Raw genomic sequence first — 18599 nt, 5'->3', positions numbered from 1 at the left:
ACCAAGTCTCACGTGCGTTCGACTTGAATATGCAGTTATAATACCGGGAAGGTGTGAAACAGCAGTAATACTTCCAAAATGCTCCGCAGGTTGCGTGTGAGGCAAGTCGAATATATCAGTATGAGATGACGCCCATATTTATAGGTGATGACCAACAGGAATGCCGAGGGCATTCTTGAAGCTGGAAAAGGAGTACAGGAGCATAATAATTGGAGGCAGATTGATGGTATGAGATATGAACGAAAAAGAGAAGAAGGAACAGCTGTTTTTTATGAAGTGTTGGAACAGGGCAGAAAAGCAGCAGAATTTTTTTATGCAGTGAAACCGTGCCAGACAGGGCGGGGAAACTGTCAGTTCTGGATCGAACGGATGCATATGGAGCAGGACTATCTGGATTATTCCTATCTGGATGCTGTGCTGCAGTTTATCCAGTATAAATGCTGGTGCAGCGGATGTACGGCAATGTATACACGGATTAGTGCTGTGAATTTGATGGATATGGAACGCTATCGGCGTTACGGATTTTATGTGATAGCAGAGCAGATGTCAGAACAGAGACAGGGGAATTTTGTCTGCCATTATGTTCTAAAATACCCATTGCCCAGAGAATGGGAAGAGATAATGAATATAAAGGAGAGAAATATTTACTATGAAGGAAAGAGATAAATTTGGATCCCGTCTGGGATTCATACTGGTTTCAGCCGGGTGTGCGGTTGGACTTGGAAATGTATGGAAGTTCCCATACATTTGCGGACAGAATGGAGGTGCTGCGTTCATTCTGATCTATCTGGTGTTTTTGACAATTCTTGGACTGCCGATTCTGATCAGTGAGTTTGCAGTCGGACGAGGCAGCCGTTTCGGTGCAGCCAAAGCTTATGAAAAACTGGAACCGGAAGGCACAAAATGGCATCATTTCAAGTGGTTTTCTATTTTCGGCAACTACCTGTTGATGATGTTTTACACAATGGTAGGCGGCTGGATGCTGTTTTATATTTACCGCAGTGCCAGCGGGAGACTGGCATCTATGTCTACGGATGAAGTAGGAACAGCATTTTCTGACATGCTGGCTTCTCCCGGGGCAATGGTTGGTTGGATGATCCTGGCAGTTCTCATTGCATTTGGTATCTGTGCGCTTGGTCTGCAGGGCGGTATGGAGAAAATCATGAAAGTCATGATGAGTATACTGATCATTCTGATCGTTATCCTGGCGATTCATTCTCTGGTATTGCCAAATGCCATGGAAGGAGTAAAGTTTTATCTGGTTCCAAATCTAGATGCCATCAAAAGCCGTGGTCTGGGTGCCGTGGTATTTGATGCCATGACGCATGCATTTTTTACACTGAGTGTCGGCATTGGTGCGATGGAGATTTTCGGAAGTTACCAGAAACGGGAACATTCCCTTCCGGGTGAGGCGACGAATATCGTTATTCTGGATACGTTTGTGGCACTGATGGCAGGATTTATTATTATTCCGGCATGTTTCGCTTATGGTGTACAGCCGGATGCAGGTCCGTCTCTGCTGTTTATCACACTGCCGAACGTATTTAATAACATGGCAGGAGGAAGAATCTGGGGAACCTGCTTCTTTATCTTTATGTCATTTGCAGCATTGTCCACGATCATTGCGGTATTTGAAAATATCATATCCTTCTATATGGACATGGGTGGCTGGAGCAGAAAAAAAGCGGTAATCTTTAATATCGTACTGATCATTGCACTGTCACTCCCGGCGGTACTGGGCTTCAATCTGCTGTCTGGTTTCCAGCCAATGGGAGCAGGAAGTTCTGTGATGGATCTGGAAGATTTTCTGGTGTCTTATAATCTGCTTCCACTGGGAAGTATGATTTTTGTCCTGTTTTGTGTAAAGAAAAACGGATGGGGATGGGAGAATTTCCGCAAAGAGGCAAATGATGGAAAAGGACTGAAGATTTCCAATAAACTGCAATTTTATATGACCTATATTTTGCCGGCCATTATTGTTATTGTATATCTGAAAGGATATTATGACACCTTTGCCAAGATGGGACCGAAGGTTTTAGCAGGCTGGATGACATTTGCAGCAGTATTGCTGGCCATTATTTTTGGCTTGTCTTCTGTTAAGAAAAAAACAAAAAAGTAAACACATAAATGTATACCATTCAGAGTCATGACAGTTTTTTGCATGGCTCTGACTTATTTTGATAGTAGAAAGAAGGAATGAAGATGCGTGTATTTGAAAATCTGGAGCCAAAGGAAGTATTTTATTATTTTGAAGATATCTGCAGCATCCCACATGGATCGGGAAATACACAGAAAATCAGTGATTATTGCGTGAACTTTGCAAAAGAGCACGGGTTGAACTATCGGCAGGAAGAATGTGGTAACGTCGTTATATGGAAAGATGCCACTTCGGGATATGAGCAGGCAGACACGGTCATTTTGCAGGGGCATATGGATATGGTAGCAGTTAAAGATGCGGATTGTCCACTCGATTTGGAGAAAGATGGGCTGATTCCGGAGGTTGACGGAGCGTGGATACAGGCAAAAGGAAGCTCACTGGGAGGTGATGATGGTATTGCAGTAGCCTATGCGCTGGCCATTCTGGCAGCAGATGATATTCCACATCCGGCTCTGGAGGTAGTATTTACGGTCGGTGAGGAAGTCGGGCTGGTTGGAGCAACAGCTCTGGATACGTCTGATCTGAAAGGGAAAATTCTGATGAATATCGATTCTGAGGATGATGGTATCTTTCTGATCGGCTGTGCTGGTGCAGCTACAGTAGCATGCTGCCTTCCGGTGAAGAAGGAAACGGTGTACGGTCAGCAATATGTATGGCATACAGAGGGGCTGATGGGTGGTCATTCCGGTATGGAGATCAGCCGTGAGCGCGCTAATGCAAATAAAATCTTCGGCAGGTTTCTGGCAGAATGCATGGATGAAATTGGATTTTCTATAGTGTCGGTCAGTGGTGGAGAGAAGGATAATGCGATTGCAAAACAGTGCACTGCTCGGTTGGTTGTACCGGAAGAGAAGACGGCATCTTTTGAGGATGCGGTACAGACATTTGAGATAATGTTAAAAAGGGAGCATCATTTTACGGATCCACAGATGCATATCTATGTGGAAAAAGAATGTTGTGGAGAGACTGAGGTACTTACCGGGGAGATTGCACAGAAACTGATGTTTTTGCTGACCCATTTGCCGAATGGCGTACAGAAGCGCATTCCGGAAGTTCCGGACAGTGTACAGACATCCCTGAATATGGGAATCCTGGCACAGACAGAAGACGAAATTTCCATGACATTTTCCGTGCGGAGCAGCGTTACAAGTGAAAAAGAATGGTTGATGAAGCAGATGCAGCATCTGACAGGAAGCGTTGACGGCTACTGCAGAATTTCTGGCGTATATCCGGCCTGGGAGTATCAGCCGAATTCCAAAATCCGTCCGCTGATGATTGAGACTTATGAAGAAATCACAGGCAAAAAGCCAGAAACAGCAGCAATCCATGCCGGTGTGGAGTGTGGTATCTTCTGCGAAAAAATGCCGGGGCTTGACTGTATTTCCTACGGTCCGCAGATAAACGATATTCATACAACGAGAGAACGGCTGAATATCGAATCTGTGAAGCGCAACTGGGAACTGACGCTGGCGGTGCTGGAAAAGTTAACATAATTTATGGCTGATGTAAAGTAGTGAATGGATGATCAGATATTTTTTGTTATAGAAGTGCTTGTTTTGTTATTTACTTTTAAAAACATAAAAAACCTCAACATTATGTTGAGGTTTTTTTAATGCGGAAGATGGGACTTGAACCCACACGATTGCAATAATCACAAGATCCTTAGTCTTGCTCGTCTGCCAGTTCCGACACTTCCGCATTTGTCATTATGTAGTTGTTTCAAACGACTTGATTATAATAACAAAATAAGTATAAAATGTCAAGCTATATTTTTGAAAATAATCTAATAAAATATACCACTGATCATACGTAATACTGCTGAAGCTGAAACGAGGCAATTTTGTAATCCGAATTAGGTTAGTAAGTGGCCACAGGTGATTTGACTTCCGATGTAGTTCACTCTAAGAAAGTAAAGACATCATCCCAGTATTCCTCGCCCAGTAGATACATTGCTTCTCCGTGACCTGCACCTGGGGCCGTGATTTTTTCTTTGTTATTACCAGGTTTTGCCTGATATAAAATATCCATCATTTCATATGGAATGAAATCGTCTGCGGTACCATGAATGAACAACATCGGCTTTTTGCAGTTTTTTACCTGATTTAGAGCAGATGCTTCTTTGAAAGAGTAACCGGCTTTTGCTATGGCAAACAGGTTGGCAGTGTACATCAGCGGAAATTCCGGCATACCAAAACGAAGTTTCAATTCACTGGAAAAAATATCCCACACGCTGGTATAACCGCAGTCTTCTATAAAGGCAACTACCTGATCCGGGGTATCTTCACCAGCTGTCATCATGGTTGTGGCAGCACCCATGGAAATACCTTGAATAACGATTCTGGCATCGGAATCCTGAGCGACGATCCAGTCAATCCAGGAAAGGATATCCTTTCGGTCGAGCCAGCCCATGCCAAGGTAATTGCCATCTGTATCTCCACAGGCACGCAGATCCGGTGTCAATACCTGATAATTGTGAGCATAGTAGTGCTGAGCCAGGCTGGTTGCACCGAGATGATCGCCGCGGTAGCCATGCAGGGCAATTACCCAATCATGGGATTCGCCATTTGGATAATAAACACCATTGCAGTGAATATTATCTTCAGTTGTGATTTCAACCGTCTGTCCCGGATTTTCAGCAAGAAAAGCTTCGTTTGCTTCCTGCTGAGCAATTTTGCCTTCTGCGATTGTACGTTCTGTATCATCGGCTGTTTCCGGAATTTCCAGGGCAACGGTTCTGTTTCCACCGTCACCGGAACGACCAATGGAATAATTCACAAGATAATTTCCGGCAAAGAGTGAGATGAGAACGAGCAGAGCAATGAGAACTGCTACAAGTGTTAATATAACTTTTTTGACGCTTAGTTTTTTCTTCTTCAATATATTCATGTGTATAAAACCTTTCTGTATAAAAAATTTGATAATCAAACTATTATAATATACATGATTGATGAAATACATTCAAGAAAAAATATAAATATGGTAGAAGAGAGCTTCCTGAGAGTTTTTTTACCATATCATTCATTGATGTTGTTGAAGTAAATAAAAAGAAAATATATTTGTGCCAAATGCGAAAAAAATGGCAAAAAATACATTGAAAATGTAAAATAATCACAAAAAACACTCGGATATGTTATGCTGACTGTAAAAGTAATTGAAACTGACAGGATTTTCCAGTGATAAAATCATGGAAATGATAAAAGAATTATTCAATTATACGGGAATTAATATAAAAAAAGAACATTGGAATACATATGATGAGATGAATAAAATAATTATATTTATTGATTTAAGGGATTAATATAAGGCAGAAAAAATTGGTGATGGTGATTATGATGACGAGTATGATGATGTCTATGATTATTGGAAGATGCCATGTACTAATGCTGCATAGGAAGCGGCGATATGAATCTTGGGTTCCTACCTCCGGCCGCAAAAAAAGACCCCAACCAAAGTTTGAGGTCTTTTAGTGCGGAAGATGGGACTTGAACCCACACGACTGCAATAGTCACAAGATCCTTAGTCTTGCTCGTCTGCCAGTTCCGACACTTCCGCATGCGTCGTATTAATTTGTTTCCGACAAGAAAGAATGATACCAAAAGGCGGGCATAATGTCAACAGTTTTGTGAAAAAAATATAAAAAACATATATTTCAAAAAATACGAAAAAGGTGTTGACATTTAAATGGCGTTGTTGTATTATATACTTTGTCAGCTGCGAGGCAGCAAAGCAAATTGATATGCAGGAATGGCGGAATTGGCAGACGCGCACGGTTCAGGTCCGTGTGACTATTGCAGTCATGAGGGTTCAAGTCCCTTTTCCTGCATCATTGAAATCAGCAGAGTATATCTGCTGATTTTTGCGTTATAATTATTATGGTGATATAAAATTTTGTATTTTGGCATGTCTTTTTTCAGTAAGCTATCGAATAAATTCTCCTGCAAGTACAATCATTCTTTCAATCCATGAAATGAACAAAGTGTAACATAATGATACAAATTTACAGTATTTGGGAAAAATATTTCTATATTTCTGTTTATCAAAGTAGTAAACTTGTTTTTATAAGATTTATATTGTTAATGAATGAAAACAGTTCAAGTTGGGGGCAGACAATGAAAACTACAAACATAAAAAGTGAATCTGGTAAAATATCTTTATGGGAAAAACTTAGCTACAGCGGCGGGGATGTGGCAAGCTGCATTACGTTTGGTGCAGTCAGTTCTTACCTTTCCTATTATTATACAGATATCGCAGGAATTTCCATTGCAGCAGTGGGCGTGATCTTTGGCGTGACAAGATTGTTGGAAGCACTGGTGAATTTCCTGACGGGCGTTGCTATTGATGGCAGTCATTTCAAAGGTGGTAAGGCAAAGCCGTTTATTTATGCAACTACAATCCCGCTGACAATTATGGTTATTCTGGTTTTTATGGTACCGGATCTGAGCGCACACGGGAAGGTGACGTTTGCGTTTATTACTTATTTATTATTCTGTATCTTGTATGCGGTCAACAACACTGGTTACGGCACATTGCTGTCGTTGCTGACCAGTGACGTGAAAGAACGGCGTGTGCTGAATAGTTTTAAAGTATTTGGAAGCGGAACAGGAAGTTTGCTGGTAAGTTTCCTGACGCTGCCATTGGTAGCACTGTGCGGCGTGCAGGGACGTTTCAGTTTTGCACCGGTGGCGGTAATCTATGGTGTGATCAATCTGGTGTTACTTGGAAATTGTAGTATTTCCTGTCGGGAACGTGTGCAGACAGACGGGGAAGCACGTATGAGTTTAAAGGAATCTCTGCACTGTGCGGCAAAAAGCCGATCATGGATTTTGCTCTGTGTGATCGGAGCCTGTGTTATGGTTGTTATGATACTGCAGAACCAGAGCATTATGTATTACGCGAAATATATTTTGATGGATGAGAGCAGGGCAACATTAATTCTCACGATTTATACAATGACACAGCTTTTGGCGGCATTGTTTATGGATAAGATGCTGAATTGGCTTGGAAACAGAAACTGTATGCTGTTTGGATTTGGTGTTTTTCTGGTGTTGACAGTGGTTATGTTTGCATTTAGGAAAAATCTGATCTTATTCTGCATTTTTATGTTATTGGCAGGGCTTGGAAAAAGTATGGCAACCAGTCCATGTTATGCCATTTGTGCGGATACGATAGATGAAGTAGAAGCGTTGACTGGAAAACGTCCGCAGGGGGTGATGACATCCTTTATGATGTGCACGATGAAAGCCGGGACTGCCATTGCCGGAGTGGTATTTTCAGTGGTGCTCCATGCAGGACATTATGCGGCAGAGACGGCGCAGCAAAGTCCGGAGGCAATTTGTGCCATTTACATGAATCTGTTTTGGCTACCGATGCTGATCGTGGCAGGATGCATGGTGCTGGCATTTTTCTTTAAGCGCCAGTCGATCCAAAAGTAAGCCTGCTGATTAAAAAACAAGAAGAAATTGCGGGGAAAATAAGAGACTAAGAGACAAAGATGGACTTCTCTTTTTAAACACTCTGTGCTATAATGTGACGACAAGTGACAAGACAGACAAAACAACGAAATTAAGTGTATTTGTCTATCCTATGAAAAACCATATCCTTATAGCGATATGAGAATAAAGGAGAGTAGTTTTATGAAAAAGATACTAAATCACATTTTTATTGATGGTTTGAGTGGAATGGCACTTGGGCTTTTTTCTACATTGATCATCGGAACAATCATTGGACAGATTGGAACTTTAGTTGGAAATGAGATTGGAACTTATCTGATTGCGGTTTCCAGTGTGGCAAAAACAGTGACCGGAGCAGGTATTGGTGTCGGTGTCGCTGCAAAGTTTAAACAGGGACCGCTTGTAACAGTTTCAGCTGCGGTAGCCGGTATGATCGGAGCGTTTCCGGCACTGGGAATGGAAAGTTTTGCATTGGGAAAAGCAGGAGAGCCTCTGGGAGCTTTTGTGGCAGCTCTGATCGGCATTGAGTGCGGCAGGCTGGTTGCAGGAAGAACAAAAATTGATATTATTTTGACGCCATTGGTATCTATCTGTACCGGCGCGGCAGCAGGATTTATTGTAGGACCGCCGATTTCTAATTTTATGAAATGGCTTGGAAACCTTGTAAATATTAACGTAGAGGCATCTCCGATTCTTGGAGGTATCGCAGTATCCGTTCTTATGGGAATGATTCTGACCTTACCGATCAGTTCTGCTGCACTTGGTGTTTCCATGGGACTGACAGGGCTTGCAGCAGGTGCAGCGACGATTGGATGTTGTTGTCAGATGGTAGGTTTTGCGGTAGCAAGTTATCGGGAAAACAAATTTGGCGGTTTTATTGCGCAGGGAATCGGAACATCCATGCTTCAGGTGCCAAATATTTTGCGAAGACCGTTGATCTGGCTTCCACCAATCATTTCCAGTGCGATTTTAGGACCGATTGCATCTGCAGTTTTACATATGGTAAGTACACCAATCGGATCTGGAATGGGTTCCGCAGGTTTTGTCGGACAGATCGCAGCTTATGGAGCAATGCTTGAAACAGGCATGTCTTCTAAAGTGGCACTGATTCAGATCATCATTATGCATTTTGTTTTGCCGGCAGTTGTGACACTGATCTTCTCAGAAGGAATGAGAAAAGCCGGATGGATTAAAGACGGTGACATGAAACTGGAAGTATAAAATCAAAGAATCTGAAAAATGGGAATGAGCAAGTAGCGAAAGCAGATTGCGAATGTCCGCTTTACAAACAGTATGGAGCATGCTTAAGTGAAAGTATATAGAATATCGAAGGATTGGTTGAACATTTTTACGGATTGTTATAAAGTAGTAGCAACACAAGTAAATGTTTGCTGGAGGTAGAATGGTATGGAAAACTTTGTATATGAAACACCCACGAAAGTTTATTTTGGAAAAGGTGAAGAACAAAACGTAGGAAAAATCATTGCCGGATTTACACCGAAGAAAGTGCTGGTTCATTTTGGCGGTCAGTCTGCCAGAAAAAGCGGACTGTTGGACCGCGTGGAAAAAGCGTTGGAAGCAGAAGGCATCGCTTATGTGGAACTTGGCGGTGTGACAGCCAATCCGGAACTGAAGCTGGTGAGGGAAGGAATCGCACTCTGTCAGCGGGAAGGCGTTGATTTTGTATTAGCCGTTGGTGGTGGTTCTGTACTGGATTCTTCTAAAGATATTGCAAACGGTGTGGCAAATCCGGATATTGACGTGTGGGATTTTTCGCTGGGAAAATGTGTACCACAGAAAACATTACATAAGGGAGCAATCCTGACACTGGCAGCAGCCGGTTCTGAAATGTCCAATTCCTGTGTTATTACAAATACGGAAACAAACGAAAAACGAGGCTATGGATGCAGCTGCAACCGTATGGATTTTGCTGTTGAAAATCCGGAACTGACCTATACGGTAAGTCCATATCAGACCGCCTGCGGTATCGTGGATATTGCAATGCATACGATTGAGCGTTATTTCTGCCCGGGCGAAGATACTTATCTGACGGATGCCATTGCAGAAGCAGTGATCAAAAATGTGATGAAAGCCGGAAAAGACTGTCTGGCAGATCCGGAAAATTATGAAGCGCGTGCAAATATGATGTGGGCATCTTCACTGGCTCATAATGGTCTGACAGGATGTGGACGAAAGACTCAGCTTGTTGTTCACCAATTAGAGCATGAGGTTTCCGGAATGTATACACAGGTGGCACACGGAGCTGGCTTGGCAGCACTCTGGTGCAGTTGGGCACGTTATGTATACAAGGCAAACATCAACCGCTGGTTACAGTATGCACAGAATGTATGGAATGTAGATGTGGATTTTGAACACCCGGAGAAAACCATTGAGACGGCCATTAACATGCAGGAAGCATTTTATGCATCTATTGGAATGCCAACAAATTTGAAAATGCTTGGTGTGAAAGAAACAGATTTGGAGATGCTGGCGTTTAAGTGCTCCAGAGGGAAAACACGTACACTGATCGGTTACAAAGAACTGGCATACGATGACATATTGGAAGTGTTCCGTATGGCGTATGATGTCTAAAAACTCAGTTAGTACGGAGTAAATGATGAATTTTATTGATTCTTATAAGAAGCTTGAAAAATTATGCAATGAGATGTACGGCGATAAGCATGGTGTCTCATTATATATTGATGAAATGATTAATACACCTGTTGGTTCGTGTTATGTTAAAAGTTGGAATGAGGATTTGAAGCAATTAAAACATTATCGTTGGGTGAGAAATCAAATTGTGCATGAACCGGGATGTACGGAAACAAACATGTGTAACCGTGATGATATACAATGGATAAATAATTTTTATACTCGGATGATGTCTACAAGTGATCCGCTGGCTTTATATCGAAAAACAATCAGGTCAAACAGAAAGACTCATTCATCATCAGGGGGGAAATCGGCATCGCGGCAGTGTGACGATTCACAACAAAAAGGAAAGCACAGTAGATTTTCACAGGAATCTCACAGGTGTGGAGTGTTCGTTTGGGGCACTATAATTGCAGTGATAGTTATATTCCTGTTTTTTAAAGTCATATTATAAATTTTTCTCAGAGATATATCGATATATTTTTATGACATTTTAGTACCTTGTCTATGGTTTTGAATGGACAAGGTATTTTTTTCGTTTTTACCTATTTTGTGTTTTAGGATAACATCTTTTGTAAAAAAATATTATGAAAATGGAAAATTCTGTAGTAAACGACAGGCTTTTTCCGTTATTATATATATAAGAGATAAATCACAATCTTTTTACTACGGATATCTGTAAATGGGTTTTCGAATCTTTGTTTAAAAGATTTCGAGAATGTATGTAAATAACGGGGAGGAAACGTTATGCTTTTGTTTTTAATCATGCTGGACAGCGATGAGGACCGGTCCAAATTTGTTCAGCTTTATCATAAATATCGTTATTTTTTGTGGTATTTGGCATGTGAAAGGCTACAGGATGACCATCTGGCAGAAGATGCAGTACAGGAGACATTTCTGGCACTGACGCATCACATAGACAAGGTTGGCTGTGTGGAATCTGCAGCAACGCGGAATTTTCTGGCAACAATTGTAAAAAATAAAGCAACGGATCTATGGAGAAAGCGTCAGGGAATCATGGAAGAGAAAGAGGCTTCCCCAAAACAGGAAGCAGAGGTTTTCGGTGAAGATGTGCTGGATCAGTATCTGGTGAAGGAAAGTTATGAACGCATTTTGCAGGCCATTCAGAAATTGGATGAGATTTATCGTGTGGTATTTGAGTTCAAATATTTGCATGAACTTTCCGACAGGGAGATTGCTGATCTGCTTGGCGTAACACCAAAAGTGGTGAATGTGCGGATTTTCCGGGCACGGAAAAAATTGCAAAATCTTCTGAGAGAGGAGTGATGGCACAGTGAACAGACGAAATCAGGGAAAATCAGAGAAAAGCGAGTATATTTATAAAAAACGAAAAAAAGTGCGGGGCGCAGATGAAGTACTAAAACGGGCATTGGCAGACTGCATGCAGGAAGAAACGAACCAGGTACAGAAAAAGCTGGAACGAGAAGGACAGCATGCATTTTCAAAGCCGTTTATTGAAAAAATGCAGTTTATTTTAAAACAGGGAAAACAGGCGGAAGAACAGCAGAAAAAGAAAGCACGTGGGCGGCGATGGACCCGTGTGGCAGCCGCATGCATTGTATGTGTGGTTGTGGCAGGCGGAAGCTGGGTCGGGCTGCGTGGAAATTTGAAAATGTCGCAGAAGGAATCCTCTGCTTTAACTGGCAAAACAGAAACGGCAAGCCAGGAGGAAAGCCCTGAAATGGGAAAGTCAGATTATGCTGATACAATAAGTGGAAACGTGGATGCTTCGGATACGCAGGAGAATGAATCTAATGTTTTAAATGAGGATAAGAAAGAAACAGAAAGCAGTCAGGATTCGGCGGGCACAGAGGAAGACGCATCAGCATCTACGGGGATGCTTGCACAGAATGTGGATATAAAAGTGCTGGAAGTGACACCAACATCCCTGAAAGTAAGATTGACAAATAACGGCGATGAAGATATTAGTTTTGGAGATGATTACGAAGGTATAGAAGTTTATGATGAGACGACAGATACATGGATGGAGTGTCAAAAGCAGTATGAAATCGCATGTTACGATATTTTACATTTTGTGAAGTCAGGGGATAAACAGAATTGGTTTGACTGGTATGTGGACTGGGCAAATGTATATGGTTCTCTTGGGGCAGGGCATTATCGCCTGCAGAAAAATATTTCCATTGGAAATATCGATGGTGGCGACCAGTATGTACAGCTAATTCAGATTGAATTTGATGTCAGATAACAGCTACAGCCAATTCAGATCGAATTTGATGTCAGATAACAGCTAGAGCCAATTCGGATCGAATTTGATGTCAGATAACAGCAGTGATTGCGGGAGGAGAAGAATTATGAGAGAAAAGAAAAAAGCGGGAAAATGTTCTGTTTTTGGAAAATGGATACTTTGTATGCTGTTAGTTGGATGTATGCTGTCCACAATCGGATGTGGAAAAAGCGCGCAGTCAAGTGCAGACAGCAGTGCCACAAATCACAGTGAAAGTGGTTTTGGAACTTTTCAGGCAGAAAGTCAGAAAAAAGTCAGTGCGGAAACAACGGCTGAAGGTGGTGTCACAGAAGCAACAGTAAATACAGACGATACCGTGGAACAAAGTGTACAGGACTCCGGAGAACAGGGAACGGATACGACCGGAACAGAATTTGAACAGGTGGAAGGGGTTAACACAGATCAGAAACTGATCAAAACGGTCAATATGTCAGCAGAGACTACCGAGTTTGATACATTGGTAGCAGATGTGCGGGAAAAAACGAAGAGTGTCGGCGGTTATGTGGAAAATTCCGATATTGGCGGAAACTATGGAATGGATATGACGCGGTATGCGTATCTGGTTCTGCGGATTCCGGCAGATCAGTTGGATAATTTTGTAAATGGATTAAAAGATACCACTAACGTACGGTCTTTCAGTGAGAACACGGAGGATGTCACGCTGCAGTATATCGATATGGACACACATATCAGAGCATTGCGGGAGGAACTGGATGCGTTATTTACCATGATGGAGCAGGCAGATTCTATGACGGATATCCTGTCCATTCAGTCCCAGATCACGGATGTCCGTTATGAGATTGAAAGTTATGAGTCCCAGCTTCGTGTATACGACAATCAGGTCAATTATAGTACGATATATCTGGATCTGTACGAGGTAACACGGGAAAGTTCGACTACCGGTAAAACGTTTGGTGATCGTGTGTATACCAGATGGAATGATAATCTGTATCGGATGGGGCAGGGATTTCAAAATTTCCTGATCGGTTTTTTGGGAGGTCTGCCGATCCTGGTTCCGGTTGTGATCGTGTGTGTGGCAGCTTTTATGGTAGTTCGCAGGATTTTGCGAAAGAGAAAAGACAGAAAAAAGGGGAAACAGAAATCAGATTCTGAAAAAATGTGATTACACTGATTTAAATCGGAGTGTAGGCTTGCAGAGATACACAGAAGAATATGTCATGCATTACATGACGTGCATCTCGTAGCAAGAATGTCGAGGACATTCTTGAAAATGGGAATCCGCCTTGCAGGATTCCCATTTTTATGGTAAAATAAAAAAACTTTGGTGAACAAATGTTCATTGCCAAGTATATCGTTGTGAAACAATGTGAACAAATTCAAGCCGAACGCACGTGAGACTTGATGCGTGATTCTGGTCAGCATAGGCTGACATATTCATCTCAGAATCACTGCGCATCCACGCGGAGCGTTTATCTCAGGCTGAGATAAAAAGACAAGGATAGCTGCCGAAAGAGAATCCGGAAGCACAGAAAAGAGTTCTGCTGCATGAAAATGGATATTTTGGCAGTTAATTTTTGGTTACAGCGAACCTGGTACACAAAAACAGTGTGTTTTCTTGATTCGTATGGGAACGGACTGATGATATGGAACCGGTGAATGATAGGAACGAATTACAATGGAAAGGGTGAGAGAATGGCAGATAAAGTAACATATGATGCGGGAAGTATTTCCGTGCTGGAAGGGCTGGAAGCAGTGCGCAAGCGTCCCGGTATGTACATCGGAAGTGTTTCACGTAAGGGGTTAAACCATCTGATCTATGAGATTGTGGATAATGCAGTGGATGAGCATCTGGCAGGAGCCTGCAGCGAGATTAAAGTGACGCTGGAAGCGGACGGTTCCTGTACAGTAGAGGATAATGGCCGTGGTATTCCGGTGGGAATGCATGAAAAAGGAGTTCCGGCGGCAAGACTTGTGTTTTCTACATTGCACGCAGGAGGAAAATTTGACGATTCTGTATATAAGACAAGCGGCGGATTGCATGGTGTGGGTTCTTCGGTTGTAAATGCACTGTCCACGTATCTGGATGTGCAGATCAGCCGGGACGGTGCGATCCATCATGACCGGTATGAGCGTGGTGTGGCAGTAGAACCGCTGGTGAATGGTTTGCTTCCGGTGATCGGAAAGACAAAAAAGACCGGAACAAAGATTAATTTTCTTCCGGATCCGGAGATTTTTGAAAAAACAAGATTCAAAGAGGATGAGGTAAAAAGCCGTCTGCATGAGACAGCATATCTGAATCCGAAGTTGACGATTATTTACGAAGATCTGCGTGGTGAGGAGCCGGAACACATTGTTTATCATGAAGAAGAAGGAATCATCGGATTTGTCCGTGATCTGAATAAAAAGGCAGAAGTGCTGCATGACGTGGTTTATTTCAAGGGTGAGAGCGAAGATATCACCGTGGAAGCGGCATTTCAGTATACCAATGAGTTTCATGAAAATATTCTTGGCTTCTGTAACAATATTTACAATGCGGAAGGCGGTACCCATATCACTGGATTCAAGACGATTTTTACAACGGTAATGAATCAGTACGCTCGCCAGCTTGGAATTTTAAAAGAAAAAGATGCAAATTTTACCGGTGCAGATGTGCGTAACGGTATGACCGCGGTTATTTCCATTAAGCATCCGGATCCGCGTTTTGAGGGACAGACCAAGACAAAACTGGATAATCAGGATGCCTCCCGTATTACAGCAAAAGTTACCGGTGACGAGATCCAGCTGTTTTTTGATAAAAATCTGGAGACCTTAAAAACAGTGCTTTCCTGTGCGGAAAAAGCAGCAAAGATTCGCAAGACAGAGGAAAAGGCAAAAACAAATCTGCTGACGAAACAGAAATTTTCTTTTGATTCCAACGGAAAACTGGCAAACTGTGAGAGCAGGGATGCTTCCAAATGTGAGATTTTCATCGTCGAGGGAGATTCTGCCGGTGGTTCCGCAAAGACCGCCCGTGATCGTAATTTCCAGGCGATTCTTCCAATCCGTGGAAAAATTTTGAATGTTGAGAAAGCAAGTATTGATAAAGTGCTGGCCAATGCGGAGATCAAGACCATGATCAATGCGTTTGGATGCGGTTTTTCCGAGGGATACGGCAACGATTTCGATATTTCCAAATTGCGTTATGATAAGATTGTTATTATGGCAGATGCCGATGTGGATGGTGCGCATATTTCCACACTGCTTCTGACATTATTCTATCGTTTTATGCCGGAACTGATTTTTGAGGGGCATGTATACATTGCCATGCCGCCACTTTATAAAGTGATTCCGTCAAAGGGAAAAGAAGAGTATCTCTATGATGATGCAGCTCTGGAGCGTTACCGCAAGACGCACACTGGAAGTTTCACATTGCAGCGTTACAAAGGTCTGGGTGAGATGGATGCAGAACAGCTCTGGGAGACCACACTGGACCCGGAGACACGTATGCTGAAAAAAGTAGAGATCGAGGATGGACGTATGGCATCGGATGTGACAGAAATGCTAATGGGTACGGATGTACCGCCGCGAAAAGCGTTTATTTATGAGCATGCCAATGATGCAGAGCTGGATATCTAATAAGGAAAGTAATGTAAGTAAATGATATAATTATTCTATGAACGAATAGAGTAGAAAAATCCGGATCAGAAAAAAAGAGTATTAGTCTGATCCGGATCAGGATTTGCAGGTGAATCCTGAATAGTGATTGTAGGAGAAAAACATGGCAGAAAACAGAGAGCAGATCATCCGGACCGAGTATTCGGAGATCATGCAGAAATCATATATTGACTATGCAATGAGTGTTATCATTGCCAGAGCCTTGCCGGATGTGCGGGACGGATTAAAGCCGGTGCAGCGCAGAACTCTGTACGATATGCATGAACTGGGCATCCGTTATGACCGCCCGTATCGTAAGTGTGCGCGTATTGTCGGTGACACCATGGGTAAATATCATCCTCATGGTGACAGTTCCATTTACGGAGCCTTGGTCGTGATGGCGCAGGACTTCAAATACGGTATGCCGCTGGTGGATGGGCATGGAAACTTTGGATCCATAGAGGGTGACGGAGCCGCAGCAATGCGTTATACCGAGGCACGTCTGCAGAAAATCACACAGCAGGCATATCTGGCAGATTTAGATAAAGATGTGGTAGATTTTATCCCGAACTTTGATGCGACAGAGAAAGAACCTTCCGTACTTCCGGTAAAAGTACCGAACATTCTGATCAATGGTGCAGAAGGAATTGCGGTTGGTATGGCAACCAGCATACCACCGCATAACCTTGGTGAAGTCATTGACGGTGTGATTGCCTATATGAAAAATCCGGATATTACCACAGAAGAAATAATGGAATATATTCCGGGACCGGATTTCCCGACCGGTGGAATCGTTATTAATAAAGATGAACTGGTTTCCATTTACGAATCCGGAAATGGAAAGATCAAACTGCGCGGAAAAGTAGAGATTGAGCCGATGAAGGGTGGAAAAGAACGTATCGTTATCACTGAGATTCCATACACCATGATCGGAGCAAATATCGGTAAATTCCTGAATGATGTATACAGTCTGGTTGAAACGAAAAAAACATCCGATATCGTGGATATTTCCAATCAGTCCTCTAAAGCAGGCATTCGTATTGTCATTGAACTGAAAAAAGGCGCTGATGCGCAGAATCTGTGTAACCTCTTATATAAGAAGACACGACTGGAAGATACTTTTGGCGTAAATATACTGGCAGTAGCTAATGGAAAACCGGAAACTATGGGACTAGTATCCGTGATTCGCCACAACGTACAGTTCCAGTATGAACTTGCAACCCGCAAGTATACAACCCTGCTGAAAAAGGAACAGGATAAGTGTGAGATTCAGGAAGGTCTGATCAAGGCTTGCGATGTCATTGATTTGATCATCGAAATCCTGCGTGGAAGTAAAAATATCAAACAGGCGAAAAAGTGCCTGATCACCGGAGAAACAGAAGGAATCAAATTCAAGTCCAAACTTTCCGAAAAAACCGCTTCCATGCTTCATTTTTCTGAGCGTCAGGCTACCGCAATCCTGGAAATGCGTCTGTACAAGCTGATCGGACTCGAAATAGAAGCACTGATGGCAGAGCATGAGGAAACATTGAAAAACATTGCACGGTATGAGGAAATTCTTGGAAGCCGTTCGGTCATGGCTAAAGTCATTATCAGGGAACTGAAAGCATTGAAAAAAGAATTTGCACATCCGCGCCTGACTGTAATAGAAAACGGAAAAGCTGCTGTATACAAAGAAAAAGAGATTGAGGCAGTTCCGGTTGTATTGTTGATGGATCGTTTTGGATATGTAAAGACCGTGGACAATTCTGTTTACGAGCGCAACAAAGAAGCGGCAGACAGTGAAAATAAGCAGATTGTTCCTTGTATGAGTGACGGGAAAATCTGTCTGTTTACCGATGACGGGCAGCTGCATCTGGTAAAAGTGTCAGATATTCCATATGGTAAATTCCGCGATAAGGGAATCCCGGTGGATAATATCAGTAATTATGACAGCAGCACAGAAAATATTGTATACATTACAGCACTGGAATCTATCATGGACAAGAAGCTGCTTTTTGTGACAGAACAGTCTATGTGCAAACTGGTGGCAGGCAGCGAATTTGATGTTTCAAAACGAACCACTGCAGCTACAAAATTGCAGGAAGGAGACAAAATCCTGTATCTGGCAGTCGCAGAACTGGAGACAACATTAGTACTCCGGTCACAGAAAAACTATTTCCTTCGCTTTGCAACCGAAGATATTCCGGAAAAGAAAAAAGGCGCTGTCGGTGTCCGGGGCATGCGGCTTGGTGATGGGGAACTGCTGACGGATGTATGGCAGCTGAACAATGAAAAAGAAGAGATTATTATGATAAAAGAGAAAGCCGTGCATCTGAACCGGCTAAGAATCGCGAACCGTGATACGCGTGGTGTGAAGAAGTAATATATAGCGAATTCGATACAACAATAGAAAAAAGTGTGTGTTTTATACTCGAGCATGTTGTAAATAAAATACCGATTTCTCGATGATGATGAGAAATCGGTATTTTTGCTGTGT

Annotated in this window: 14 protein-coding genes and 3 tRNA genes; 14 read left to right on the top strand and 3 right to left on the bottom strand. The window is 42.5% G+C overall.

Translation table 11 applies throughout. From position 1 onward, the window contains the following. The first annotated feature begins 228 nt into the window (after positions 1 to 228). The 3 genes from HMPREF0373_RS09810 to HMPREF0373_RS09800 all read left to right on the top strand — a co-directional run bounded on the left by HMPREF0373_RS09810 (position 229) and on the right by HMPREF0373_RS09800 (position 3651). Positions 229 to 666: a hypothetical protein gene (locus HMPREF0373_RS09810; protein ID WP_147597887.1), complete on the top strand. Its 438-nt coding sequence runs from the start codon at positions 229 to 231 to the stop codon at positions 664 to 666. After that, entirely contained in the window at positions 650 to 2119 is a 1470-nt protein-coding gene (locus HMPREF0373_RS09805; RefSeq protein ID WP_021739552.1) for a sodium-dependent transporter, read from the top strand. Before HMPREF0373_RS09810 ends, HMPREF0373_RS09805 begins: the two co-directional genes overlap by 17 nt. Before the next feature lie 83 nt (positions 2120 to 2202). Beyond that, positions 2203 to 3651, top strand: coding sequence for an aminoacyl-histidine dipeptidase (locus HMPREF0373_RS09800; protein ID WP_044963773.1), 1449 nt, complete (start codon positions 2203 to 2205; stop codon positions 3649 to 3651). Between the two features lie 120 nt (positions 3652 to 3771). Here HMPREF0373_RS09800 and HMPREF0373_RS09795 read toward each other — a convergent pair. Together HMPREF0373_RS09795 and HMPREF0373_RS09790 are read right to left on the bottom strand one after the other, a co-directional pair. Further along, positions 3772 to 3856, bottom strand: a tRNA-Leu gene (locus HMPREF0373_RS09795). A gap of 198 nt (positions 3857 to 4054) precedes the next feature. Then, positions 4055 to 5044, bottom strand: a complete 990-nt coding sequence (locus tag HMPREF0373_RS09790; RefSeq protein WP_044963805.1) for an alpha/beta fold hydrolase — start codon at positions 5042 to 5044, stop codon at positions 4055 to 4057. Between the two features lie 265 nt (positions 5045 to 5309). Here HMPREF0373_RS09790 and HMPREF0373_RS17780 point away from each other — a divergent pair, with 265 nt between their 5' ends. After that, on the top strand, positions 5310 to 5456 hold the full coding sequence (locus tag HMPREF0373_RS17780; protein WP_081695251.1) for a hypothetical protein: 147 nt from the start codon (positions 5310 to 5312) through the stop codon (positions 5454 to 5456). Positions 5457 to 5625: 169 nt separating this feature from the next. On the opposite strand, the gene HMPREF0373_RS09785 is transcribed toward HMPREF0373_RS17780, so the two are convergent. Next, positions 5626 to 5710 (bottom strand) — tRNA-Leu (locus HMPREF0373_RS09785). Between the two features lie 186 nt (positions 5711 to 5896). On the opposite strand from HMPREF0373_RS09785, the gene HMPREF0373_RS09780 reads away from it, so the two are divergent. The 10 genes from HMPREF0373_RS09780 to HMPREF0373_RS09735 all read left to right on the top strand — a co-directional run bounded on the left by HMPREF0373_RS09780 (position 5897) and on the right by HMPREF0373_RS09735 (position 18485). Further along, a tRNA-Leu gene (locus HMPREF0373_RS09780) sits at positions 5897 to 5981 on the top strand. Positions 5982 to 6267: 286 nt separating this feature from the next. After that, entirely contained in the window at positions 6268 to 7590 is a 1323-nt protein-coding gene (locus HMPREF0373_RS09775; RefSeq protein WP_044963771.1) for an MFS transporter, read from the top strand. A 201-nt stretch (positions 7591 to 7791) separates the two neighbouring features. After that, a complete protein-coding gene (locus tag HMPREF0373_RS09770) occupies positions 7792 to 8829 on the top strand; it encodes a PTS transporter subunit IIC (protein ID WP_044963769.1) in 1038 nt (345 codons plus the stop codon). A gap of 186 nt (positions 8830 to 9015) precedes the next feature. Continuing rightward, on the top strand, positions 9016 to 10200 hold the full coding sequence (locus tag HMPREF0373_RS09765; RefSeq protein WP_021739546.1) for an iron-containing alcohol dehydrogenase: 1185 nt from the start codon (positions 9016 to 9018) through the stop codon (positions 10198 to 10200). Between the two features lie 22 nt (positions 10201 to 10222). Then, entirely contained in the window at positions 10223 to 10714 is a 492-nt protein-coding gene (locus HMPREF0373_RS17775) for a DUF6548 family protein (RefSeq protein WP_021739545.1), read from the top strand. A 293-nt stretch (positions 10715 to 11007) separates the two neighbouring features. Continuing rightward, positions 11008 to 11547 carry an RNA polymerase sigma factor gene (locus tag HMPREF0373_RS16080; RefSeq protein WP_021739543.1) on the top strand — a complete coding sequence of 180 codons (540 nt, stop codon included), beginning with the start codon at positions 11008 to 11010 and terminating at the stop codon, positions 11545 to 11547. Between the two features lie 7 nt (positions 11548 to 11554). Beyond that, positions 11555 to 12487 (top strand): immunoglobulin-like domain-containing protein, encoded by a 933-nt coding sequence (locus HMPREF0373_RS09750; RefSeq protein ID WP_021739542.1) that lies wholly within the window; start codon positions 11555 to 11557, stop codon positions 12485 to 12487. Between the two features lie 106 nt (positions 12488 to 12593). Further along, entirely contained in the window at positions 12594 to 13649 is a 1056-nt protein-coding gene (locus tag HMPREF0373_RS16075) for a DUF4349 domain-containing protein (RefSeq protein ID WP_021739541.1), read from the top strand. A 530-nt stretch (positions 13650 to 14179) separates the two neighbouring features. After that, positions 14180 to 16102 carry a DNA gyrase/topoisomerase IV subunit B gene (locus HMPREF0373_RS09740; protein ID WP_044963764.1) on the top strand — a complete coding sequence of 641 codons (1923 nt, stop codon included), beginning with the start codon at positions 14180 to 14182 and terminating at the stop codon, positions 16100 to 16102. A 142-nt stretch (positions 16103 to 16244) separates the two neighbouring features. After that, a complete protein-coding gene (locus tag HMPREF0373_RS09735; protein WP_021739539.1) occupies positions 16245 to 18485 on the top strand; it encodes a DNA gyrase/topoisomerase IV subunit A in 2241 nt (746 codons plus the stop codon). Positions 18486 to 18599 lie beyond the last annotated feature (114 nt).

The sequence above is a fragment of the Eubacterium ramulus ATCC 29099 genome, from assembly GCF_000469345.1.
Classification (GTDB): domain Bacteria; phylum Bacillota; class Clostridia; order Lachnospirales; family Lachnospiraceae; genus Eubacterium_I; species Eubacterium_I ramulus.
This window is presented reverse-complemented; position numbering and strand designations above follow the sequence as displayed.